This is a genomic window from Streptomyces sp. NPDC006235 (genome assembly GCF_040613735.1).
Classification (GTDB): domain Bacteria; phylum Actinomycetota; class Actinomycetes; order Streptomycetales; family Streptomycetaceae; genus Streptomyces.
In genome coordinates, this window is record NZ_JBEXSR010000011.1 from 122,269 (window position 1) to 144,574 (window position 22,306).

Genomic DNA, 22,306 nt, shown 5'->3' on the forward strand with positions numbered 1-22,306 from the left:
GGCGCCGCCCGGCCAAGGAGAACCGGTCAGCCCTCGGCGATCTGCCGGACCTCGGCGGTGATCGTCCAGTAGTCCTCGTGCAGAGACAGGAACCGCTTGGTCCACTCGATCGCCTCGGCCTTGTCCTTGCACTGGCTGATCGAGTAGCCGCCGATGACCTCCTTGGACTCGGTGAACGGCCCGTCGGTGACGGAGAGCTTCCCGTCCTCCCAGGTCACCCGGCTGCCGTCCGAGGTCGGGGTGAGACCGGCCGTGTCGAGCATGACCCCGGCCTTGATGATCTCCTCCAGGAGCTTGCCCATGCGCTCCTGGAGTTCGGGGCTCGGGCCCTCGGCGGGGGCGTTCTTCTCGTCGATGCGGATCAGGGTGAGAAAGCGCGGCATGGTGACTCCTCGGGGCTGTGCGGAGCGAGGTCCTTCCTCGCTCTCACCGCTGCGTCGATCGGGAGACCTCCGGATCGACACGCTCGCCGGATTTTTCTCACGGATTTTTCGCGGGGCGCGTCTGCGCAGGTCAGCGCAGCGATTCCCACAGCTTCCGGGCCTCCGGCTCCTCGGCCACCACCCGGTTGGGATCCGACGGCGCCCGCACGACCGGCATCGTCACCGTCCGCACCGCGCTCGCCGAAAGGCCCTGCACGCTCTGCCCGAGCCGGGTCAGCTCGCCGAGGGAGTCCAGGCCGGTGTCGGTGGTGAGGCCGGCGGTCACGGCGTCCGCGACCCGGTACAGCTTCGCCGGGTCGGTGAGCAGGTCCTGCGCGGCGATCTGGTCCAGCAGGGCCTTCACCAGCTTCTGCTGGAGGCCTATCCGCCCCAGGTCGCTGCCGTCGCCTATGCCGTGCCGGGTGCGGGCCAGGGCGAGGGCCCGCGTGCCGTCCAGGTGGTGGGTGCCCGCCTTCAGGTGCAGATGGCTGTCGTCGTCGGCGATGTCCTCGTCCGTGGTGACGGTGACGCCGCCGAGCGCGTCGACGAGCTTCGCGAAGCCGGAGAAGTCGATCTCGATGTAGTGGTCCATGCGGACGCCGGTCATCGACTCGACCGTCTTCACCGCGCAGGCCGGTCCGCCCACCGCGTACGCGTCGTTGAACATGGAGTGGTGGGCGACGGCCGTCGAGCCGCCGGACGGGCGCGGGCAGGAGGGGCGGGTGACCAGGGTGTCTCGCGGGATGCTCACCATCGTCGCGCTGGTGCGCCCGGCGTCGAGGTGGACGACCATCGCCGTGTCGGAGCGGGCGCCGGAGCTGTCGCCGCCGCCGAGCCGCCGGTTCTCCTCGCCGCTGCGCGAGTCGGACCCCAGGACCAGGATGTTGAGAGCCTCGCCGGGCAGCGCCGCCGATGCCGAGGGGGACGGCGTGACCACCGGCTTGGCCGGGCGGTTGTCGCCGAGCGCGTTGTCGATGTCGACGCTTTTGATGTTGTCGTTGAGATGCCAGTAGGCCCAGCCCGCCGAGCCGACGCCGAGCACCAGCGCACCCGCCAGGGCGAGGCCGGCGATCCGCAGCGCTCTCGACCGCCGGCCCACCGCTTCGCCCGCGTCCCCGTTCCCGTCCCCGTGCCCACGTCCCGTCACGGGCAGGAACGTAAGTCCGAATTATGACGAGCAGGGACCCCAGGGCGCTTTTTCTTCGGAAATTCTCAGACTTCTGGGTCCGCTCTCACCGCCTCACCCCAGCGTCACCACGGGCACCGGGTTGCTCCCGCTCCACGAGCCGTTGAAGCCGAAGGTGACCGAACCACCGTCCGGCACCGACCCGTTGTACGGGGCGTTCGTACAGCTGACCGCCGCGCCCGACTGCGTGCAGTTCGCGTTCCAGGCCTGCGTGATCCGCTGCCCTGCGCCGAACGTCCAGTCCGCCTTCCACGACGACAGCGAGGCCCCCGAGCAGGCGATCCGCACCTGGCCCGTGTAGCCGGTGCTCCACTGACTGGTGACGCTGTACGTCGCCGAGCAGGCGCCCGTCGGCGGGGTCGTCGTCCCGCCGAGGGCCTCCGCGATGGCGTGGTACGCCGGTTTGGGCTGGTAGTTCTCGTCGTACGGGGTCGCCGCACCCTCGCCCGGGAAGGTGTCCGGGATCCAGGAGTCGGAGTCGGTGAAGCCCCAGACGGTGACACCGGTACAGCGCGCGACCGCCACGCAGGCGTTCATGACCGCCTTGTAGTCGGCGGCCTGCTGGGTCAGCTTCGCCTGCGTCGGAGGCAGCTGCATCCGGATGTCCAGCTCGGTGATCGCCACGTCGACACCCAGGTCGGCGAAGCGCTGGATGTTCTGCTGCAGCGTCGAGGGCACCTGGCCGACGATGAGATGGGCCTGGAGCCCGACTCCGTCGATCGGGACTCCGCGCTCCTTCAGCGACTTGACGAGGTTGTACAGGGCCGTGCTCTTCGCGTTGACGCCCTCGACGTTGTAGTCGTTGATGTAGAGCTGGGCACCCGGGTCGGCGGCCCGGGCCCAGGTGAGGGCCTGCGCGATGTAGTCCTGGCCGAGGGTGTCGTGGAAGAGGGTCCGGCGATAGGTGCCGTCCTCGTTGAAGGGCTCGTTCACCACGTCCCAGGCGGCCAGCCGGCCCTTGTAGCGGCCGACCTCGGTGGCGATGTGGTCCTGGACGACGGCGCTGAGCTGGTCCCGGGTCCAGCTGCCGTTCGTCAGCCAGCCCGGGTTCTGCTGGTGCCAGAGCAGGGTGTGGCCGCGCACCTGCTGGCCGTGGGCCTCGGCGAAGTCCACGATCCGGTCGGCCTCGGCCCAGTCGTGGCTGCCCCGGCTCGGCTCGACGGAGCCCCACTTCATGGCGTTGCCGGGGGTGAGCCAGTTGAACTCGCGGCCTGTGATCTCGCCGTAGGTGCCGGTGAGTTTCGAACCGGTGACCGCCGTACCCATGGCCTTGCCCCTGGCGTCGGCCAGGTCGCGCAGCGGGGCGTCGGCGGCGTGGGACGCGGGGGCCGCGAGCAGCAGGGAACCGGCCGTGACGACTCCGGCCAGCAGGGAGGTGAGTAAGCCCGATCTCAGCGATCTCATTGCGGGTGCCTCCGAAAGTTTCGGTGGTGCAACCGATTGGCTTCGGTGCAGTGTGGAGGTGCCCGGAACACCCGTCAATACAGCATCGGCGGTCAGCCGCCCGCGGGCGCCGCCGCCGTACTGCTGCGCACCACCAGGCTCGTCGCCAGCTCCACCCGGGTGGCCGCCGGGGTGCCGGCCTCGCGGCCGAGGTCGAGGACCAGCTTGGCCGCCGCCTCCGCCATCTCCGTCAGCGGCTGCCGTACGGTCGTCAGCGGCGGCCCGACCAGGGGCGCCACCGGCAGATCGTCGAACCCGACGACGCTCAGGTCCTCCGGGATGCGCAGCCCCAGCTCGCGCGCGGCCTCGTACAGCCCGAGCGCCTGGAGGTCGTTCCCGGCGAAGACGGCGGTCGGCCGGTCCGGGCGGCGCAGCAGCTCCAGACCCAGCCGGTAACCGGCCTCGTGGTGGAAGTCGCCGTTCGCGATCAGCGCGGGGTCGACCGGCAGCCCGGCCGTCTCCAGCGCCGCCCGGTAGCCGTCGACCCGGGCGCGGCTGCACATCATCTGCGTCGGCCCGCTGATCGCGCCGATCCTGCGGTGCCCCAGCTCGACCAGATGCCGGGTGGCCGCGAGACCGCCCTGCCAGTTGGTCGCGCCGATCGAGGGCACGTCGGCCCCCGGGTCACCGGCTGGGTCCATCACCACGAACGGGATGGCGCGGCTGGTCAGCAGGGCCCGCTGGGACTCGTCGAGCCCGGACAGGACCAGGATCACACCGTGCGGGCGGCGCGCGGCGACCTGGTCGGCCCAGGTCCGCCCGGGGGTGAGCCGCCCCGCGCTCTCGGACAGCACCACGCTGAGCCCTGCGTCCCGGGCGACGTTCTCCACGCCCCGGATGACCTCCAGCGCCCAGGCGCTCTCCAGCTCGTGAAAGACCAGGTCGATGAGGGGTGAGCGGGTCGCCTCGGCGCGGCGGCGCCGGTAGCCGTGGGCCCGCAGCAGATCCTCGACGCGGGCACGCGTGGCGGGGGCGACGTCGGCCCGCCCGTTCAGCACCTTCGAAACAGTCGGCGCCGACACACCGGCCTCACGGGCGATCTCGGCGAGCGTCGCGGTCTGCGCGCTGCGCCCCTGCGTCCGGGTTTGCGTCCGGCTTTCAACCGGCTCCGGGGATGTCATGGCGGCGATCGTATCCCTGCGGGCCCCCTTGACGAAGTCTCCCGGGCGCCATAGGTTCCCGGAACATTCGACATACTTACCGAAACATTCGCTGAAGCGGGCGTGAGAACGCTCGTGAGCACCGTTCGTGAGAGGGCCGTCCGTCCACCCGACAGGAGCTTCATGACCACCGCGCCCTGGCGTGACCCCGCCCTGCCCGCCGCCGCCCGCGTCGACGATCTGCTCTCCCGGATGACTCTGGAGGAGAAGGCCGCCCAGCTGTACGGCGTGTGGGTGGGCGCCGCGACGGACGGCGACGGAGTCGCTCCGCATCAGCACGACATGACGGTCGAGTACTCCGACGAGGCATGGGCCGAGCTGATCACCCGCGGCCTGGGCCAGCTCACGCGCTCCTTCGGCACCGCCCCCGTGGACCCGGCGCTGGGCGCGCAGGCACTGGCCCGCGCCCAGCGCCGCATCACCGAGGCCGGCCGCTTCGGCATCCCGGCGGTCGCGCACGAGGAGTGCCTGGCCGGCTTCACCGCCTGGCAGGCCACGGCCTACCCGGTCCCGCTGGCCTGGGGAGCGACCTGGGATCCCCCGCTGGTCGAGGAGATGGCCCGCCGCATCGGCGCCGACCTGCGCTCGGTCGGCGTGCACCAGGGGCTCGCGCCGGTCCTGGACGTCGTACGCGATCCGCGCTGGGGCCGCGTCGAGGAGACGATCGGCGAGGACCCGTATCTGGTCGGCACGGTCGGTACGGCCTATGTGCGGGGCCTGGAGTCGGCCGGGGTCGTCGCCACGCTGAAGCACTTCGCCGGGTACGCCTCCTCGGCCGGCGCCCGCAACCTGGCGCCCGTACGGGCCGGCACCCGCGAGTTCGCGGACGTCACCCTCCCGCCCTTCGAGATGGCGCTGCGCGAGGGCGGGGCCCGTTCGGTGATGGCCGCCTACACGGAGCGGGACGGCGTGCCGGCCTCGGCGGACCCCGAGCTGCTGACCGGGCTCCTGCGCGAGGAGTGGGGCTTCGCCGGCACGGTCGTCGCCGACTACTTCGGCATCGGCTTCCTCCAGACCCTGCACCGGGTCGCCGGCACCCCGGCCGAGGCGGCCCACGCGGCCTTGGTGGCCGGCATCGACGTCGAACTGCCGAGCCTGAAGTGCTACGGCGATCCCCTGGTGGACGCGGTCCGCTCGGGCGAGATCCCCGAGGAGCTCGTGGACCGCGCGGCCCGCCGCGTACTGCTCCAGAAGTGCGAACTGGGCCTGCTGGACGAGGACTGGACCCCCGAACCGGCCGGCACGGTCGAGCTCGACTCCACGGGCAACCGGATCCTGGCCCGCCGCGTGGCCGAGGAGTCCGTCGTCCTGCTCGACAACCCCGACGGCCTGCTCCCGCTCGCCCCCGACACCCGGATCGCGGTGATCGGCCCCCGGGCGGCCGACGCCCTGGCCATGCTGGGCTGCTACTCCTTCCCCTCCCACGTCCTCACCCACCACCCCGGCGTCCCGACCGGCATCGAGATCCCGACCGTCCTCGACGCCCTGCGCACCGAACTGCCCGACGCCAAGGTGACGTTCGCGCCGGGCTGCGACGTGACGGACCCGGACACCTCCGGCTTCGAGGAGGCCGTCGCCCGCACCGCCGAGGCGGACGTGTGCGTGGCGGTCCTGGGTGACCGGGCGGGCCTGTTCGGCCGCGGCACCTCGGGCGAGGGCTGCGACGCGACGGACCTCGCCCTGCCGGGCGCCCAGGGCGAGCTGCTGGACGCGCTGGTGGCCACGGGCGTGCCCGTGGTGCTGGTGCTGCTGACCGGCCGTCCCTACGCCCTCGGCCGCTGGCACGGCCGCCTGGGCGCGGTCGTCCAGGCGTTCTTCCCGGGGGAGGAGGGCGGCCCGGCGGTGGCGGGAGTGCTGTCGGGCCGCGTGAACCCGTCGGGCCGCCTCCCCGTGAGCGTCCCGCAGGTCCCCGGCGGCCAGCCCTGGACCTACCTCCAGCCGCCCCTCGGTCTCGCGGGCGAGGTCAGCAACCTCGACCCGACCCCGCTGTACGCCTTCGGGCACGGCCGCTCGTACACGACGTTCGCGTGGGAGGACGGCACGGGCGGCGCGGAGCCGGCGGAGATCGGCACGGACGGGACGTACGACGTCTCGGTGACCGTCCGCAACACCGGCGACCGGGAGGGCGCGGAGGTCGTGCAGCTGTACCTCCACGACCCGGTGGCGTCGGTGACCCGCCCCGACGTACGGCTGATCGGCTACCAGCGCGTGCGGCTGGCACCGGGGGAGGCGGCCCGGGTGCTGTTCCGTTTCCACACGGACCTGTCGGCGTTCACCGACCGTTCAGGGCGCAGGGTGGTCGAACCGGGCGCCCTGGAACTACGGTTGGCGGCGTCCAGCGCGGACGTACGCCACACCGCCCACCTCACGCTCACCGGCCCGGTCCGGGTCCTCGGCACCGACCGGCGGCTGCGCTGCGAGACGGAGGTGACGGACGCCGGGTGACGGTGCGGGTCAGTCGGCGCCCACCGACTCGAACCGCCACCGGTGCACCGCCCGTATGACCAAATCCCCGTCCGGCTCCGGCAGTTCCGGCAGCTCGGCGTCGTAGGCGGCGTCCCACCAGGTGATGACGAGGACCCGGTCCTGCGGAGCGCGCAGGGTCTCCCGGCGCAGGGGTGCGCGGGGCAGCTCCTGCGCCCGTGCCCAGGCCAGCAGGTCCTCGCCCCGGCCGGGCACGGCCCGCGCCTCCCACATCATGGCGACCGTCACGAGTAGAGGTTCTCCTTGCTGACCTCGTGCACATGGTCGTGGTCGTGGCGGTGGCCCGGGAGATGCGGTTCCGTCACCGGCAGGGACGAGTCCGCCGGCAGGTCCCAGTCCGACGCGGTCCGGTTGCGGGCCACCATCTCCGCGCCGAGCGCGGCGACCATCGCGCCGTTGTCCGTGCACAGCTTGGGCCGCGGCACCCGCAGCCGGATCCCGGCCGCCTCGCAGCGCTCCTGGGCCAGGGCGCGCAGCCGGGAGTTGGCGGCCACCCCGCCGCCGATCATCAGATGGTCGACGCCCTCGTCCTTGCAGGCCCGCACGGCCTTGCGGGTCAGCACGTCCACGACCGCCTCCTGGAAGGAGGCCGCCACGTCCCGCACCGGGACCTCCTCCCCCGCCGCCCGCTTGGCCTCGATCCAGCGCGCCACGGCCGTCTTCAGCCCGGAGAAGGAGAAGTCGTAGGCCGGGTCGCGCGGACCGGTCAGGCCGCGCGGGAAGGCGATCGCGCCCGGGTCGCCCTCGCGTGCGTACCGGTCGATGACGGGGCCGCCCGGGAAGCCCAGGTTCAGCACGCGGGCGATCTTGTCGAAGGCCTCACCGGCCGCGTCGTCGATGGTCGCGCCCATCGGGCGGACGTCGGAGGTGATGTCCGAGGACAGCAGCAGGGAGGAGTGGCCGCCGGACACCAGCAGCGCCATGGTCGGCTCGGGCAGCGGGCCGTGCTCCAGCTGGTCGACGCAGATGTGCGAGGCGAGGTGGTTGACGCCGTACAGGGGCTTGCCGAGGGCGTAGGCGTACGCCTTCGCCGCCGAGACGCCGACCAGCAGGGCACCGGCGAGGCCGGGACCGGCGGTGACGGCGATGCCGTCGAGGTCGCGGGCGCTGACGCCCGCCTCCTTCAGCGCGCGGTCGATGGTGGGGACCATCGCCTCCAGATGCGCCCGGGAGGCGACCTCGGGCACGACACCGCCGAAGCGGGCGTGCTCGTCGACGCTGGAGGCGACGGCGTCGGCGAGCAGGGTGGTGCCGCGGACGATGCCTACGCCGGTCTCGTCGCAGGAGGTCTCGATGCCGAGGACGAGCGGCTCGTCGCGAGAGTCAGTCATTGGTCTGGGTTCCTTGTACGGGAGCCGAACCCGCGGCGGAGCCGCTGTCGGGTTTCGTGGTCAGTCGCATCACCAGGGCGTCCACGTTCCCCGGCTGGTAGTAGCCGCGCCGGAAGCCGATGGCCTCGAAGCCGAAGCGCTCGTAGAGCTTCTGCGCGCGGACGTTGTCCACCCGGCACTCCAGCATCACCTCGGCGCACTCGAAGGCGGTCGCGGCCCGCAGCAGTTCGGCGAGGAGCCGGCCGCCGAGCCCGGTCCCCCAGTACTCCCGGGTGACGGCGATGGTCTGGATGTCGGCCTGCTCGCCGGAGGAGGCGACACCGGCGTACCCGACGATCCGCTCCCCCGCCTCGGCCACGAGGTACTTCCGGGTCGCCTCCGGCCCGCGCGCATGGGCCAGCTCGGACCAGAACATGCCCCGCGACCAGGCGTCGTCGGGGAACAGGTCCCGCTCCAGCTCCAGTACGGAGTCGATGTCCCACCAGCGCATCTCGCGCAGCACACACGTCTCGGACCCGGTCACTTCGGGGTGACCACCTTGTAGTTCTTGGGGACCTGGGCGTCGGGGCGGCGCAGATACAGCGGCCGGGGCGCGGGGAGTTCCTCGCCCGCCGCCAGCCGCTGTGCGGCCAGCCGGGCGAGCGCGGCGGCGGACACGTGCTCGGGCTCGTAGGCCTGGGGGAAGGTGTCCGGGTACAGCAGCGCGCCCGCGCCGACCGCGGGCAGGCCCGCGACCTGCGCCGCGATGTCGGCGGGCCGGTCGACGGCCGGGTCGGTGACGCGGGTGCGGGAGTCGGCGTAGCGGGCCCAGTACACCTCCTTGCGGCGGGCGTCGGTCGCCACGACGAACGGGCCCTCCAGGTCGGCGGCGTAGGCCAGGCCGTCCAGCGTGCACACGCCGTGCACGGGGACGCCGAGCGCGAGCCCGAAGGTCTCGGCGGTCATCAGACCGACGCGCAGCCCGGTGTACGGGCCCGGCCCGATTCCGGCGACGACACCGGTGACGGCGTCGAGCTTCAGACCGGCCTCGGCGAGCACCCGGTCGATCGCCGGCAGCAGCAGTTCCCCGTGCCGGCGCGCGTCCACCTGACTCGACGAGGCGATGACGTCCCGGCCGTCGTGCAGCGCGACGGTGACGGCGGGGGTGGCGGTATCCAGAGCGAGCAAGAGCACGCAAACAGCCTACGGCTCCCCGGGCCCCGTGTCGGACGTACCTGTCGGGCCGTCACATGCTGCTACCGTCACCTTCCGTCACGGCGTCGCGTACGCACCGTGCGCGACAGGGACGTACGACACGGAGGTGGGAGCCGGTGGCAGTCAGCAGCTCGGGGATCGTGGCCGCGCTCACCGCCGCGGCCCTGGCGACGGTCGGCTACCTCGCCCACCAGGCCTCACAGACCCTCCCGGCCGGCCTGGGCCGGTCACCGGCGGACGCCGCACCGGCGGCCGGCGTCTCCAAACCGCCGCCCCAGGCCCGGAAGGACCCCGCCGCACTGCCCGACGACTCGGGCAAGGGCGCACGGGTCGTGTACTCCCTGCGCGGCGACCGGGTGTGGCTGGTCGGCGGGGACGAGACGGTCACCCGCACGTTCAAGGTCACCCCGAGCACGGTGGACCCGTCCCCGGGCTCCTACTCGGTCACGTCCCGCTCGAACGCGGTCACCGGCTCCGACGGCGTCCCCGTCGAACACGTCGTGCGCTTCACCAACGTGGACGGCGTGGTCATCGGCTTCAGCGCAGCAGTAAACGCCTCACCCCCCGCCCCGGCCCCCAAGACCCGCACGGGCGGCATCCGCGAGTCCCGCGCGGACGGCGAGGCAATGTGGACGTTCGCAACGATCGGCCGCAAGGTGGTGGTGGTCCGGTAGGCGGTTGGGCGGTTGGGCCGCCGGGCCGCCGGGTCGTCGGGCGGTTGGGCCGCCGGGCCGCGGGGCCGCTAGGCCGTTCCCAGGCCACCGTCCCCCTAGGCCGCCAGGCCACCGGGAGGGCAAGGCTACCGGGATGCGGGGATCGGGCCACAAGGCCGCCAGACCAGCGGGACGCCGGGACGGCAGCCAGGGCCACCTGGCCCCAATGCCATCGGGCCCAGGCGCAGGCCGCAGGCGCAGGCCGCGATCGTCTGACGGGCCAGAGTCCCGCGCGGGCGGCGAGGCGATGGGGACGTTCGCGACGATCGGCCACAAGGAGGTCGTAGTCCGCTAGACGGCCGGGTGCTGGGGGTTGGGTTACTGGGCCGCCAGCCGCTGGGGCCGCAGATCGCCAGGCCGCCGGACCGCCGGGCAGCAGGGCCGCAGGACCGCAGGCCGCAAGCCCATCGGCCTCTAGGCCACCGAGCCGGAGAGCCGCTAGGCCGCCGGGCCGCCGGGCCGCCGGGCCGCCGGGCCGCCGGGCCGCCGGGCCGCAAGGTCACGAGCGTCTGACGGGCCGGAGTCCTGCGGGGACGGCAACGCGATGTGGGCGTTCGCGACGATCGGCCGCAGAGTCGTGGCCCTCCGCTGGGCTCCGCCGGGCTGCCAGGCCAAAGGCCTCTACGCCGCTTCGCGGTGGTCTGTCGTCGGCTGTGTGAGTTCCGGCTCGGGTGCCCGTGGGGGCGTGGAGATCAGGGCCGCCGCCTCGCCCGCCGCCAGCAGGTCGCGCATGGTCACCCCGGCGACCGCGAACGGCAGCGGCTGCCCCTTGCTCTCTGTAGCCGACATGGACGCCTCCCGAAGGCGGGGCGGACGTAGTTAGGTAGACCTAACTACGGACTGGATACCATGTGACCACGCACAAGACGCCGAACGCAACATTTTGCCGACGCCTTGTCGGAACGTTCATCAAAACACCACGCGCCGGGAGCTACGCCGCGAGCACACTCAGGTCCGCCGACGCCCAGCGTGCCCCCACACCGGTGATCGTCATCTGCCTGACCTCGTCGGTCGTGTCGCCCACCGCGCGGTGGATCACCACCTGGAGCCGGTCCTCGGTCAGCTCCTCGACCTTGCCCTCGCCCCACTCCACGACGACCACGGACTCGGGCAGCGAGACGTCGAGATCGAGGTCCTCCATCTCGTCCAGACCGCCGGAGAGCCGGTAGGCGTCGACGTGGACGAGCGGTGGGCCGTCGCCCAGCGAGGGATGCACCCGGGCGATCACGAACGTCGGCGAGGTGACGGCCCCGCGCACGCCGAGCCCCTCGCCCAGCCCACGCGTCAGTGTCGTCTTGCCCGCCCCGAGCTCCCCGCTGAGCATCACCAGGTCACCCGCGCGCAGAAGTTTCGCGAGCCTGCGACCCAGCTCCCGCATCTGCTCGGGGGACGTGACGACGATCTGAACGGATCCGGGCTCAGCCGGGTTGTGCGGTGCTGCTGGTGCTTCCATAGCCCTTCACGGTAGCTCCTGCGGGCACGGCACCCGTGCGGGTGAGCAGGTCGGCGAGGCGGTCGGTGACCACTTCCGGGTGTTCCAGCATCACCAGGTGCCCCGCGTCCGGCACCAGCACCAGCTCGGCGTCCGGCAGCAGATCGGCGATGGCCTCACTGTGCTCACTCGGCGTGACCAGATCCTGCACCCCGGCCAGGACGAGTACCGGCATGTCCGCGAAACACCCGAGCGCCTCGGTCTTGTCGTGGTCGTTGAACGCCGGGTAATACTCGGCGACCACGTCGATGGGCGTGCTCTCGATCATCCGCTCGGCGAACCGGGCGACGGCCGGGTCGACGTCCCGGGACGCGAACGAGTACCGCTTGATGACCCCGGCGAACAGGTCCGCGGTGGCCCTGCGTCCCTTCTCCACCAGCTCGGCCCGCTGCCCCATCGCCTTCAGCACGCCGGGCAGCACCCGCCGCACCGCGTTGACGCCGGCCACCGGAAGCCCGTAGTTGACCTCGCCGAGCCGCCCCGACGACGTCCCCACGAAGGCGACCCCGACGACCCGCTCCCGGACCAGCTCGGGGTACTGGTCGGCCAGCGCCATCACCGTCATGCCGCCCATCGAGTGCCCGACCAGCACGAGCGGCCCCTCGGGCGCGGCCGCGTCGATGACGGCCTTCAGGTCGCGGCCCAGCTGCTCGATGGTGACCGGCTCGTCCCGCCCCTGGGCCACGCCCCGCCCGGACCGGCCGTGGCTGCGCTGGTCCCAGTGCACGGTGCGTACGACGCCTCTGAGCGCCGCCCGCTGGAAGTGCCAGGAGTCCTGACTGAGGCAGTAGCCGTGGCTGAAGACGACGGTGACGGGGGCGGGGGCCTTCCGGCCGAAGAGCCTGCGGCGGCGCGGGCCGATGGCGGCGGGGGCGGCCTCCGGGTCGAGCTCGTCGACCTCGTAGTACAGCTCCGTGCCGTCGTCGGCGAAGGCCTTGCCGGGCATGCCGCGCAGCGAGCCGTAGGGCCCCGCGGAGTCGAGGGCGAGCCGGGCCTTCTGGCGCATGCCCCGGCCGACCGTCATCCGCTCCAGGGCGACGCCGGCGGCCGCGCCCGCGGCCACCACGCCTATCGCGACACCGGCGATGCCGGTCGCCCGGCGCCAGCCTCCCGCCGCCCCCGCGGCGGAGGCCGCGACGGCCGCGGTGGCGGCGTTCGCGACGACCTCCGCACTGCTCTCGCTCACGTACCGCTCCTCTTCGCCGGGGCTGCTGCCGATGCTGCTGCTCGTGGTGGTGGTGCTGATGATGCTGGTGTTGTCAGGGTGCCTGTTGTTCTGCGCGTGACCGGTCCTCTGTGCGAGTTACCCGTCCTGTTCCTCATTCACATAGACGCGAGGAACGCGCGTTCCGATCCGGGTCACGATCTCGTAGGCGATGGTTCCGGCCGCCTGCGCCCAGTCCTCGGCGGTGGGCTCGCCGCGGTCCCCGGGGCCGAAGAGCACCGCCTCGGCACCCGGTACGGGCTCGTCGCCGCCCAGGTCGACCACGAACTGGTCCATGGCGACCCGCCCCGCGATCGTGCGCCACTTGCCCTCGACCAGGACCGGCCCGGCCGAGGAGGCGTGCCGCGGGATGCCGTCGGCGTACCCCAGCGGGACGAGGCCGAGGGTGGTCGCGCCGGGCGTCACATACCGGTGGCCGTAGCTGACGCCGTGCCCGCCCGGCACGTGCTTGACCAGGGCGAGCGAGGCGGACAGCGTCATCACCGGGCGCAGCCCGAAGTCGGCCGGGGTGCCCAGCTCGGGGCTGGGCGAGATGCCGTAGGTGGCGATGCCGGTGCGGACCAGGTCGAAGTGGCTCTCGGGCAGCGTGAGCGTGGCCGGCGAGTTGGCGATGTGCCGCACCTCGGGGCGGGCGCCCCGCTCCTCGGCGTACGCGACCATCTCCCGGAAGCGGCCGAGCTGGGCGGCGATGGAGGGATGGCCGGGCTCGTCGGCGCAGGCGAAGTGCGACCAGAGCCCCGTGACGCGCAGGAGCCCCTCGGCCTCGGCACGCAGCGCCTCCCGGATCAGATCGGCCCAGTCGTCCCCGGGCTGGCAGCCGCCCCGCCCGAGCCCGGTGTCGGCCTTGAGCTGCACCCGCGCGGGCCGGTCCGCCCGCCGGGCGGCCTCGGTGACCTCCGCCAGGGCCCACATCCCGCTGACGGACACGTCGACGTCCGCCTCGATCGCCTCGCGCCAGGGCCCGCCCGGCGTCCACAGCCAGCACATGATGCGGCCCGGCAGCCCGGCGGCCCGCAGGGCGAGGGCCTCCTCCGGCGTCGCCGTGCCCAGCCAGTCCGCTCCCGCGGCGACGGCCGCGCGGGCACACGGCACGGCCCCGTGGCCGTACGCCTCGGACTTCACCACGGCCATCAGGGCAGCGCCCGGCGCGTGGGCACGCAGCGCCCGCACATTGGCCCGCAGGGCGGCCAGGTCGATCTCCGCGCGGGCCCGCAGGGGCGCGGTCCGCGGGGCTGTTCTCTCGCTCATCGCGCCCAGTGTCTCAGAGGGGCCCGACCCGCCCGAGGCAGCGGCCCCCGACGGCAACCGCTACGTCCCGGGCCTGCGCCCCCACACGAACACGCGATCCCCCTGCTTCAGCACGCTCCACAGCCTCCGCGCGTCGGGGACGGAGAGATTGACGCAGCCCCTGGAGCCGACGGCGGTGTGAGGCTGCCGTAGACGCCGTGGAAGGCCTGTCCGCCGCTGAAGAACTGGGCGTACGGCATGGGCGTGTTGTACAGCGTCGACCAGTGGTTCTTGTGCCGCCAATAGACCTTGTGCCACCCGCCGCGGGTCCGGTACCCGGCCCGCCCGCTACGGATCGGCACCGCCCCGAACACGACCTTCCGCCCCTTCTGCACCCAGGTCAGTTGCCGGCTGAGATCCACACAGGCCACGGGGTAGCTCCGCACCGGGCAGCGACCGGCGGCATTGGGGTTCCGGCGCGCCGACAGGTACTGCATCCGGCCCCATGTCACGGGCCCGGCGAATCCGATGGCCGGTTTGATGCCCTGCCTCACCTGGAACGCCCGGATGACCCGGCAGTCGGCCGCCGACTGCGCCCCGTCCACCCTCAGCCCCAGCCACCGCTCGACCTGCCGCTGATACGGCCCGGCCTTCCCGGTGCAGCTCACCCGCGCGACCGCCTCCCCCAACGGCACGTACTCGACGAGCGCGTACGTCCCCTCCACCGCCGCGCGCGGCTCGACGGCCTCCTCCTCGGCCGACGGCGTGTACACCACCGGCGGCAGCGCCTGGTCGGGCGTGTCGACGGACCAGGCGCTGCCCGGACCCCGGCGCGACTGCTGGTCATGTGATCAGAGAAACGGGACACCGGGGCGGCCCGGGGTTGCCGCGCGGCGGGGGCCCCGGACGGCCTGCACCTGACGGCGACGCCCAGCCACTCCCAGCCCGTCCGGCGCTTGAGGACGAGGCCGTCCAAGCCGAAGCGGGGGCCCGGGGGCGGCAGCCCCCGGATTCGGGACGGGAAGGGGAGGAGGGGGCGATTCACCCCCACGGCACCCCCCACCGGCCCGCAGCACTCCCTCTCCCTCAGCCCAGAACATTCCGCCAAGCCCCCGGAACCGCCTCCGCCACGTCATGCGCCCCCACCGGCGCCCCGTCCGCCGCCAGCCTCCCGGCCAGCCCGTGCACATACGCCCCCACACTCCCCGCGTCCACCGCCGAAAGCCCCGCCGCCAGCAACGACCCCGCGAGCCCCGACAGCACATCCCCGCTCCCCGCCGTGGCCAGCCAGGACGTCCCCGTCGGATTGACCCGCACCGCACCGCCCCCCGAGTCGGCGACCAAGGTCGTGGACCCCTTCAGCAGCACGGTCGCCCGGTACCGCCCGGCCAGCTCCCGCACAGCGGCCAGCCGCCCGCCTTCGACCTCCTCCCGGTCGACCCCGAGCAGCGCCGCCGCCTCCCCGGCGTGCGGCGTCATCAGCGTCGGCGCCCGCCGCGCCCGTACGACCCCCGCCTCGGCCAGCCGCAGCCCGTCCGCGTCGACCAGCACCGGGACGTCCGCCGCCAGCACCTCCCCGACCGTCGCCGCGTCGTCCCCGGCCCCCGGCCCGACGACCCATGCCTGCACCCGTCCGGCGTGCTTCGGCCCCTGGTCCGACACGAGCGTCTCGGGGAACCGTGTGAGGACGGCGTCACCGGCCGGCCCGACGTACCGCACCGCCCCGGCCCCGCCCCGCAGCGCCCCTGCGACGGCGAGCACGGCGGCCCCGGGGTAGCGAGCGGACCCGGCGGCGATGCCCACGACACCACGCCGGTACTTGTCGCTCTCGGCCCGCGGCACCGGCAGCAGCCGCGCCACGTCCGCGTGCTGCAACGCCTCCAGCTCCGGCTCGGCCGGCAGCTCGAGACCGATGTCGACCAGCCGCACCGACCCCGCGTACTCCCGCGCCGGATCGATCAGCAGCCCCGGCTTGTGCGTGCCGAACGTCACCGTCAGATCGGCCCGGACCGCGGCGCCGCGCACCTCCCCGGTGTCGGCGTCGACCCCGCTCGGCAGGTCGACGGCGACCACGGCGCCCCGCGACCGCTCGGCGGCTGCGGCCAGAGGCACCGCGTCCGGCCGCAGCTCGCCCTTCCCGCCGATCCCGACGATCCCGTCCACGACGAGGTCCGCCCGCTCGACCAGCCCCTCGACACCCTGCCCGCCCCCGCCTGCGCCTTCGACGCCTTCGGCTCCACCGGCGCTCACGACCCTCCCCCCGGCCCGCCGCAGCGCCGCGAGCCCCCCGGCGTGAGCCCGCTCCGGCGCGAGCAGCACCGCCGTGACACCGGCCCCGCGCCGGGCCAGCCGGGCCCCGGCGTACAGCGCGTCACCGCCGTTGTCCCCGCTCCCGACCAGCAGCACGACCCTGCTCCCGTACACCCGCCCCAGCAGGTCGGCGCAGGCCGCGGCGAGTCCGGCGGCGGCGCGTTGCATCAGCGCCCCCTCCGGCAGCCGCGCCATCAGCTCCCGTTCGGCGGTCCTGACCGTGTCCACGCTGTACGCACTACGCATGCGGTCGAGTTTCCCGTAGGACCGCCCGGCCACTCCCCCGTATCCCGGGCAACTGCGGACCGTGTCGCATCCATTGACGCTTTGCCTGCCCTTTGCCAGACTCACCGGCCGTGCAGAAAGCGCTTGCAGACCCCCCACATTCGACGAATCCGAGGCCCCCATGGGACGCAGAGTCGCCTTCCTCGCCGCCGCCGGTGCCACCGCCGTCCTCACCGCCGCCGGCACCCTGACCGCCCCCGCCACCGCAGCCCCCACGCGAGCGGCTGCCTGCGGAGACGGCTCCTTCCAGGCCGAAGCCGTACAGAACGGCAGCAACTGGACCGCCCGGCGCGGCGGCAGCACGGTCTACACCGGAACCGACATGCGCGCGGCCGTCCAAGCGGCCGTCAACAGCCTCAGCTCCGGTCGCACCTCGAAGGAACGGGTCGTGGTCCGCGGCTCGGGCTCGATCTCGGCGGGCTCACGCATCTCGCTCCCGAGCTACACCGTCCTCGACGTCTGCGGCACCATCAACGTCACCGGCAGCGGCTCCGGCGACCAGGCGCCGGTCTACTCCCGCGGCACCCGCGACGTGGAGGTCCAGAACCTCAAGCTCACCGGCACCCCGCTCTACGGCATTTTCCTGCGCAACGTCCAGAACGTCGTGCTCGGCCAGATAGACATGCGCCTCTCTCGCGGCCTGGGCGTCCGCATCGACAACCGCGGCGACACCAGCCAGTGGACGCGCAACGTCCGCATCGACAACGTCTACGTCTCCGGCGCGTCCAGCCACGCGGTCGAGACCTACGGGGTCGACGGCATCACCATCGGCACCGTCACCGCCCGCAACGTGGGCGAGTCCGGCCTGCTGCTCAACCAGACCATCAACGCCAACGTCACCAAGGTGGACGCGGAGAACGCCGGCACCGGCACCGGCTACGCCGCCTTCCGCATGGCCAACCGCAACGGCCGGGTCGGCAGCGGCTACCCGACCAACATCCGCGTCGGCGAGGTCATCGCGCGCGGCGGCGGCCGCGGGGTGTTCTGCGTCTCGGAGAGCGGCGGGGCGACGATCAACAAGGTGACGATCTCCAACACCGGCAACAACTCGGTCCTGATCGAGAACTGCTACAACGTCAACCTCGCGGCGCAGAGCGGCACGATCTCGGGCGGCGGCGAACTGCGCCTGGCCGCCCGCTCGGAGTTCCCGAACAACAAGGACATCACCATCCAGAACCTGACGGTCACCAACTCGGCCATCAGGGAGAGCCCGTGTGGTGAGAACACGACGTTCCGCAACATCACGCGGGTGAACAGCAGCCAGACGATCTGCTGACGCCCGCACCCTGCGAAGCCCTCGCCGTCACCCGGCGGGGGCTTCGGCACGGAGGTGGCTCAGCGCCTCCATGGCTTCGCGTTCGATACGGGCGATATCGGCGAGAACAGCACCCGCCTCCACGAGGCACTGCTCATCGCCCGACTCACCGGCGTTCGTGAGGAGCGCGGCCACGTCCGTCCACAGCCCGGCCGCCTCCGAGTACAGCGCGTGCCCGGTGCGCAGATGGCCGCTGTCGACCACCTGAGCGCATTCTGCGAGGAAGTCGCGGTACAGGTTCCGGAACAGGGCGCCGCCGGTGCCGGCCTTCTCCATCAGCAGGGCCGCCTGCGGCAGGTCTCGCCGCGGGTCGTCGGTGCGCCGGAGCCAGCCGGGTACGAGCTTGCCGGCCTTCTCGATGCCCCGATGACCGAGGTTGGCGATCGGCGGATTCAGGAAGGCGTCGGCGCATGCGGTGACGGCCGGGATGATCCGACTCTCCAAGGAGGGCGCCTTCCCGCCGGCGGTGAGCGTGAAGGACCGCTGCCTGGCCGTCATCGGCCCGCGCTCGGCCCGGGCCCGGGCGAGGCTGCTCAGGCTGGTGGACACCGCGCCGCCCTGCTGGTCGGTGTCCACCAGGTAGGCGTCGTGCTCGTCGTAGCCGTACAGGGCGACGACATGACCGCCGAAGTGCACCTTCGAGGTGAAGTAGTCCAGGTGGTAGCTGTCGAGCTGGAGCCCGACGGGCAGTCCGGCGTCGATGGCGGTCGCCACGTTCTCCCACGCCTTACGGGCGGAGCCGGTCTCCTGGACCGCGAGTTCCAGCCCCAGCCGGGCGGCCAGGTTCCTGGTGAGTTCGAAGGGCTTGACGCGCCCGCCGAGGAAGGGGAAGTCCATCTTCTTGCTGTCCCAGTAGATGAAGGACAGGCCGGACCCGAGGCCGAAGAGCATGGGCTCGGACAGGTCGATCCCCTGGTGCCGCAGCAGCACACCCAGAGCCGACGTCTCGCAGTGCTGCGTACCGCGCGGGTCGACGCCCTTCACCGTGGTCATGCCCTTCCCTTCTGGACGCCTCCTGGACGGGACGCGGCCCCCTGTCAGCCCTCAGCGATCACAACGGCCGAGGCGACACCCGCGTCATGGCTCAGGGACAGGTGCCAGGACCGCACGCCGAGCTCGGCGGCCCGCGCGGCCACGGTCCCGGTCACCCGCAGCCACGGCTGCCCGCTGTCCTCGACACACACCTCGGCATCGGTCCACAGCAGCCCGGGCGGCGCACCGAGCGCCTTCGCCAGGGCCTCCTTGGCGGCGAACCGTGCGGCCAGGGAGGCGACCCCCCGGCGCTCCCCACTGGGCAGCAACAACTCCCGCTCCACGAACAGCCGTCCGGCCAACGCGGGCGTACGCTCCAGCGACGCCGCGAACCGATCGATCTCGGCGACGTCGATCCCGACCCCGATGATGCTCATGCGCAGCACCCTACGGTGAGACTCCCCCCGCCTTCGGCCTCGACGGCGTGACTAGCATGATCGGCATGGAATGGGACGGCCTCACCGACCGCGAGCGCTACGGGGACTGGTACCTGAAGGAACGGGACCGGTTCTCGGACCTGGCCCGGGACGCCGACTGGGACGGCGTGTTCGACGAGGTGGTGAAGCATCCCGAGCGGGTCAATCTCGCCCGCCCCGGGAACCGCAGCGGGTTCGCCCCGCTGCACCAGGCCGCCTGGCACGGCGCCACGATCGCGGTCGTCTCCCGGCTGATCGCGCACGGCGCCTGGCGCACGCAGCGCACCCGGGACGGACGGCGCCCGGTGGACATCGCGCGTGAGCGGGGTCACACTCATCTGCTGGAGCTCCTGGAGCCGGTCGCGGTGCGGCAACTCCCCGCTCCCTCCGAAGCGTTGGAGCGCCACTTCCACGCGATGCTGCGGGAGCGCACCGGCAGCTGCTTCGACGAGATCGAGCACCTCCTGCCACCGCTGTCCCCCTTGACGGAGGGTCTGGACGTGCGGATCTTCTTCCGGGTGGTCGGCATGATGGGCGGCTTCCACTACCGCCTCCACGCGGACGTCGTGCACGTGCACGGCAGCTCGCGGATGGACGGCGACAACGGGGACTTCTACCGGGTGACCCCCGACGGCTGGACCAAGCTCCCCTACAGCCCCCAGCCGCCGCCGCCCTGGAGCTACCCGTACTGAACCCCCGATCTCGAACTCCCCCTCCCCCTTGTACAGTTCGCGATGACCGCGATGTGCAAACGGCATCGCACACAACGGGAGGAACGCACCACCATGAAGTTCAAGTCGCTGGGAACCGCGGCCACTTCGATAGCTCTCTTCGCCACTGCCCTCACCGGCACCGTCGCGACCGCCGGCACCGCCGCCGCGGCCCCGCCGAAGGACTGCAGCAAGGCGATCGTCAACGTCAAGGCCAAGGAGACCGTCAAGGTCCGGACCTCGCCGAAGACGTCCGCCACCGCCCTCGGCATCTGGGGCAAGGGCAAGCGCGGCGGGATCTGCAACGACGGCAAGGCCTACAAGGGCGGTTCGTACACGGCCTGCGGCAAGAAGAGCAACATGTGGTACTACGGCGGCGACAAGGTCAACGGCTGGGTCCCGAAGACCTGCATCAACTGGTAGTCGCCGGCTGCACAGGGGCGAACGGCGACCGTCCGTTCGCCCCTTTTCTGTCGCTGCGCTACTCCACCGTCACCGACTTCGCCAGATTCCGGGGCTGGTCCACCTCGTTCCCACGAGCCGTCGCCAGCTCGCAGGCGAACACTTGAAGCGGCACCGCCGTCACGAGCGGCTGGAGCAGGGTCGGCGTGGCCGGCACCCGGATCAAGTGGTCCGCGTACGGCGCCACCGCCTCGTCCCCGTCCTCCGCGATGACGATGGTCCGCGCCCCCCGCGCCCGGATCTCCTGGATGTTGGACACCATCTTGTCGTGCAGCACGGACCGCCCGCGCGGCGACGGCACCACGACGACCACGGGCAGATCGTCCTCGATCAGGGCGATCGGCCCGTGCTTCAGCTCCCCCGCCGCGAACCCCTCGGCGTGCATGTAGGCCAGTTCCTTGAGCTTCAGCGCGCCCTCCAGCGCCACCGGATACCCCACATGGCGGCCGAGGAACAGCACCGTGTTCTTCGAGGCGAGCGTGCGCGCCAGCTCCCGCACCGGCTCCATCGTGCCCAGCACCTGCTCCACCGCGCCGGAGATCGAGGACAGGTCGCGGATCACCGCCCGGATCTCGTCGCCCCACTTGGTGCCCCGCACCTGGCCCAGATACAGGGCGACCAGGTAACACGCGACGAGCTGCGTCAGGAACGCCTTGGTGGAGGCGACGGCCACCTCGGGACCGGCGTGCGTGTACAGCGCCGCGTCCGACTCGCGCGGGATCGTCGAGCCGTTGGTGTTGCAGATCGCCAGCACCTTGGAGCCCTGCTCGCGGGCGTGCCGCAGCGCCATGAGCGTGTCCATGGTCTCGCCGGACTGGGAGATGGCGATGACGAGCGTCTGCGCGTCCAGGATCGGGTCCCGGTACCGGAACTCACTGGCCAGTTCCACCTCGCACGGCAGGCGCGTCCAGTGCTCGATGGCGTACTTGGCGATCATCCCGGCGTGGAAGGCCGTACCGCACGCGACGATGACGACCTTGTCGATCTCCCGGAGCACCCCCGCGGGGATCCGCACCTCGTCCAGGGTCAGCGCCCCGGAGCCGTCGATCCGGCCCAGCAGCGTGTCGGCGACCGCCTTGGGCTGCTCGGCGATCTCCTTGAGCATGAAGTAGTCATAGCCCCCCTTTTCCGCGGCCGACGCGTCCCAGTCGACGTGGTACGAGCGGACGTCGGCGGGGCGGCCGTCGAAGCCTGTCACCGTCACGCCGTCCCGGCGCAGCTCCACCACCTGGTCCTGCCCCAGCTCGATCGCCGACCGGGTGTGGGCGATGAACGCGGCGACGTCCGAGGCGAGAAAGGCCTCGCCCTCGCCGACGCCCACCACCAGCGGCGAGTTCCGCCGCGCGCCCACCACCACGTCCGGCTCGTCGGCGTGCACCGCGACCAGCGTGAACGCACCCTCCAGCCGCCGGCACACCAGCCGCATCGCCTCGGCGAGGTCCGCGCACGACGAGAACTCCTCGGCGAGCAGATGCGCGACGACCTCGGTGTCGGTCTCGGAGGTCAGCTCGTGCCCGCGCTCCTCCAACTCGGCCCGCAGCAGGGCGAAGTTCTCGATGATGCCGTTGTGGACGACCGCTACCCGTCCCGCGTTGTCGATGTGCGGGTGGGCGTTGGCGTCGGTCGGGCCGCCGTGTGTGGCCCACCGGGTGTGGCCGATGCCCGTCGTGCCCGTCGGCAGCGGCCTGCCGTCCAGTTCCTTCTCCAGGTTGAGGAGCTTGCCTGCCTTCTTGGCCGTCGCCAGCCCGCCGTCGGCCAGCACGGCGACGCCCGCCGAGTCGTACCCCCGGTACTCCAGCCGCTTCAGGCCGGCCGTCACGACCTCGAGCGCCGCCTGCGGCCCCACGTATCCCACGATTCCACACATGGGCCGCAGCTTAGGGTCCATTCCGTCGCCGA

21 protein-coding genes and 1 pseudogene are annotated in these 22,306 nt (G+C 72.5%); 5 read left to right on the forward strand and 17 right to left on the reverse strand.

The genetic code is table 11. From position 1 onward, the window contains the following. Window positions 1-26 precede the first annotated feature (26 nt). From ABZ192_RS16050 to ABZ192_RS16065, 4 genes are all read right to left on the reverse strand, one after another. The gene (locus ABZ192_RS16050) at window positions 27-383 is read right to left on the reverse strand and encodes a YciI family protein (protein ID WP_356925127.1); all 357 of its coding nucleotides are present in this window, start codon (window positions 381-383) and stop codon (window positions 27-29) included. 130 nt (window positions 384-513) lie between these two features. Then, window positions 514-1,521, reverse strand: a complete 1,008-nt coding sequence (locus tag ABZ192_RS16055) for an LCP family protein (protein WP_356925177.1) — start codon at window positions 1,519-1,521, stop codon at window positions 514-516. A 141-nt stretch (window positions 1,522-1,662) separates the two neighbouring features. Beyond that, window positions 1,663-3,012: an endo-1,4-beta-xylanase gene (locus ABZ192_RS16060; protein WP_356925128.1), complete on the reverse strand. Its 1,350-nt coding sequence runs from the start codon at window positions 3,010-3,012 to the stop codon at window positions 1,663-1,665. Window positions 3,013-3,104: 92 nt separating this feature from the next. Beyond that, entirely contained in the window at window positions 3,105-4,172 is a 1,068-nt protein-coding gene (locus tag ABZ192_RS16065; RefSeq protein WP_356925129.1) for a LacI family DNA-binding transcriptional regulator, read from the reverse strand. A gap of 162 nt (window positions 4,173-4,334) precedes the next feature. Between ABZ192_RS16065 and ABZ192_RS16070 the strand changes: the two genes are divergently transcribed. Then, window positions 4,335-6,656 carry a glycoside hydrolase family 3 N-terminal domain-containing protein gene (locus ABZ192_RS16070; protein WP_356925130.1) on the forward strand — a complete coding sequence of 774 codons (2,322 nt, stop codon included), beginning with the start codon at window positions 4,335-4,337 and terminating at the stop codon, window positions 6,654-6,656. 9 nt (window positions 6,657-6,665) lie between these two features. Here the strand turns inward: ABZ192_RS16070 and ABZ192_RS16075 are convergent, their stop codons facing one another. From ABZ192_RS16075 to tsaB, 4 genes are read right to left on the reverse strand one after another with little or no spacing between them, the layout of a single operon-like run. Next, complete coding sequence (locus ABZ192_RS16075) at window positions 6,666-6,923, reverse strand: hypothetical protein (RefSeq protein ID WP_356925131.1); 258 nt, start codon at window positions 6,921-6,923, stop codon at window positions 6,666-6,668. Further along, entirely contained in the window at window positions 6,920-8,026 is a 1,107-nt protein-coding gene (tsaD, locus tag ABZ192_RS16080; protein ID WP_356925132.1) for a tRNA (adenosine(37)-N6)-threonylcarbamoyltransferase complex transferase subunit TsaD, read from the reverse strand. Before tsaD ends, ABZ192_RS16075 begins: the two co-directional genes overlap by 4 nt. Then, window positions 8,019-8,516 carry a ribosomal protein S18-alanine N-acetyltransferase gene (gene rimI / locus ABZ192_RS16085; protein WP_356925178.1) on the reverse strand — a complete coding sequence of 166 codons (498 nt, stop codon included), beginning with the start codon at window positions 8,514-8,516 and terminating at the stop codon, window positions 8,019-8,021. Before rimI ends, tsaD begins: the two co-directional genes overlap by 8 nt. A gap of 29 nt (window positions 8,517-8,545) precedes the next feature. Beyond that, a complete protein-coding gene (gene tsaB / locus ABZ192_RS16090) occupies window positions 8,546-9,199 on the reverse strand; it encodes a tRNA (adenosine(37)-N6)-threonylcarbamoyltransferase complex dimerization subunit type 1 TsaB (protein WP_356925133.1) in 654 nt (217 codons plus the stop codon). 137 nt (window positions 9,200-9,336) lie between these two features. Between tsaB and ABZ192_RS16095 the strand changes: the two genes are divergently transcribed. Further along, window positions 9,337-9,894 (forward strand): hypothetical protein, encoded by a 558-nt coding sequence (locus ABZ192_RS16095; RefSeq protein ID WP_356925134.1) that lies wholly within the window; start codon window positions 9,337-9,339, stop codon window positions 9,892-9,894. A 660-nt stretch (window positions 9,895-10,554) separates the two neighbouring features. Here ABZ192_RS16095 and ABZ192_RS16100 read toward each other — a convergent pair. From ABZ192_RS16100 to ABZ192_RS16125, 6 genes and pseudogenes are all read right to left on the reverse strand, one after another. After that, window positions 10,555-10,722 (reverse strand): hypothetical protein, encoded by a 168-nt coding sequence (locus ABZ192_RS16100; RefSeq protein WP_356925135.1) that lies wholly within the window; start codon window positions 10,720-10,722, stop codon window positions 10,555-10,557. Between the two features lie 142 nt (window positions 10,723-10,864). After that, complete coding sequence (gene tsaE, locus ABZ192_RS16105) at window positions 10,865-11,386, reverse strand: tRNA (adenosine(37)-N6)-threonylcarbamoyltransferase complex ATPase subunit type 1 TsaE (protein WP_356925136.1); 522 nt, start codon at window positions 11,384-11,386, stop codon at window positions 10,865-10,867. Beyond that, the gene (locus tag ABZ192_RS16110; protein ID WP_356925137.1) at window positions 11,352-12,611 is read right to left on the reverse strand and encodes an alpha/beta hydrolase; all 1,260 of its coding nucleotides are present in this window, start codon (window positions 12,609-12,611) and stop codon (window positions 11,352-11,354) included. Before ABZ192_RS16110 ends, tsaE begins: the two co-directional genes overlap by 35 nt. A gap of 117 nt (window positions 12,612-12,728) precedes the next feature. After that, window positions 12,729-13,898, reverse strand: a complete 1,170-nt coding sequence (gene alr / locus ABZ192_RS16115; RefSeq protein ID WP_356925138.1) for an alanine racemase — start codon at window positions 13,896-13,898, stop codon at window positions 12,729-12,731. Window positions 13,899-13,958: 60 nt separating this feature from the next. Then, window positions 13,959-14,689, reverse strand: a pseudogene (locus ABZ192_RS16120) (L,D-transpeptidase); the annotation flags it as partial. A gap of 274 nt (window positions 14,690-14,963) precedes the next feature. Then, window positions 14,964-16,433, reverse strand: coding sequence for an NAD(P)H-hydrate dehydratase (locus ABZ192_RS16125; protein WP_356925139.1), 1,470 nt, complete (start codon window positions 16,431-16,433; stop codon window positions 14,964-14,966). Between the two features lie 160 nt (window positions 16,434-16,593). Between ABZ192_RS16125 and ABZ192_RS16130 the strand changes: the two genes are divergently transcribed. Further along, complete coding sequence (locus ABZ192_RS16130) at window positions 16,594-17,748, forward strand: hypothetical protein (RefSeq protein ID WP_356925140.1); 1,155 nt, start codon at window positions 16,594-16,596, stop codon at window positions 17,746-17,748. A 27-nt stretch (window positions 17,749-17,775) separates the two neighbouring features. On the opposite strand, the gene ABZ192_RS16135 is transcribed toward ABZ192_RS16130, so the two are convergent. Both ABZ192_RS16135 and ABZ192_RS16140 read right to left on the reverse strand, forming a co-directional pair. Further along, a complete protein-coding gene (locus ABZ192_RS16135; RefSeq protein WP_356925141.1) occupies window positions 17,776-18,780 on the reverse strand; it encodes a BtrH N-terminal domain-containing protein in 1,005 nt (334 codons plus the stop codon). Window positions 18,781-18,824: 44 nt separating this feature from the next. Beyond that, window positions 18,825-19,196 carry a holo-ACP synthase gene (locus ABZ192_RS16140; protein WP_150482540.1) on the reverse strand — a complete coding sequence of 124 codons (372 nt, stop codon included), beginning with the start codon at window positions 19,194-19,196 and terminating at the stop codon, window positions 18,825-18,827. Between the two features lie 65 nt (window positions 19,197-19,261). Between ABZ192_RS16140 and ABZ192_RS16145 the strand changes: the two genes are divergently transcribed. Both ABZ192_RS16145 and ABZ192_RS16150 read left to right on the forward strand, forming a co-directional pair. Then, entirely contained in the window at window positions 19,262-19,927 is a 666-nt protein-coding gene (locus ABZ192_RS16145; protein WP_356925142.1) for an ankyrin repeat domain-containing protein, read from the forward strand. A gap of 93 nt (window positions 19,928-20,020) precedes the next feature. Next, window positions 20,021-20,368, forward strand: a complete 348-nt coding sequence (locus ABZ192_RS16150) for a hypothetical protein (RefSeq protein WP_086565406.1) — start codon at window positions 20,021-20,023, stop codon at window positions 20,366-20,368. A 58-nt stretch (window positions 20,369-20,426) separates the two neighbouring features. Here the strand turns inward: ABZ192_RS16150 and glmS are convergent, their stop codons facing one another. Then, complete coding sequence (gene glmS, locus ABZ192_RS16155) at window positions 20,427-22,274, reverse strand: glutamine--fructose-6-phosphate transaminase (isomerizing) (RefSeq protein ID WP_356925143.1); 1,848 nt, start codon at window positions 22,272-22,274, stop codon at window positions 20,427-20,429. Window positions 22,275-22,306 lie beyond the last annotated feature (32 nt).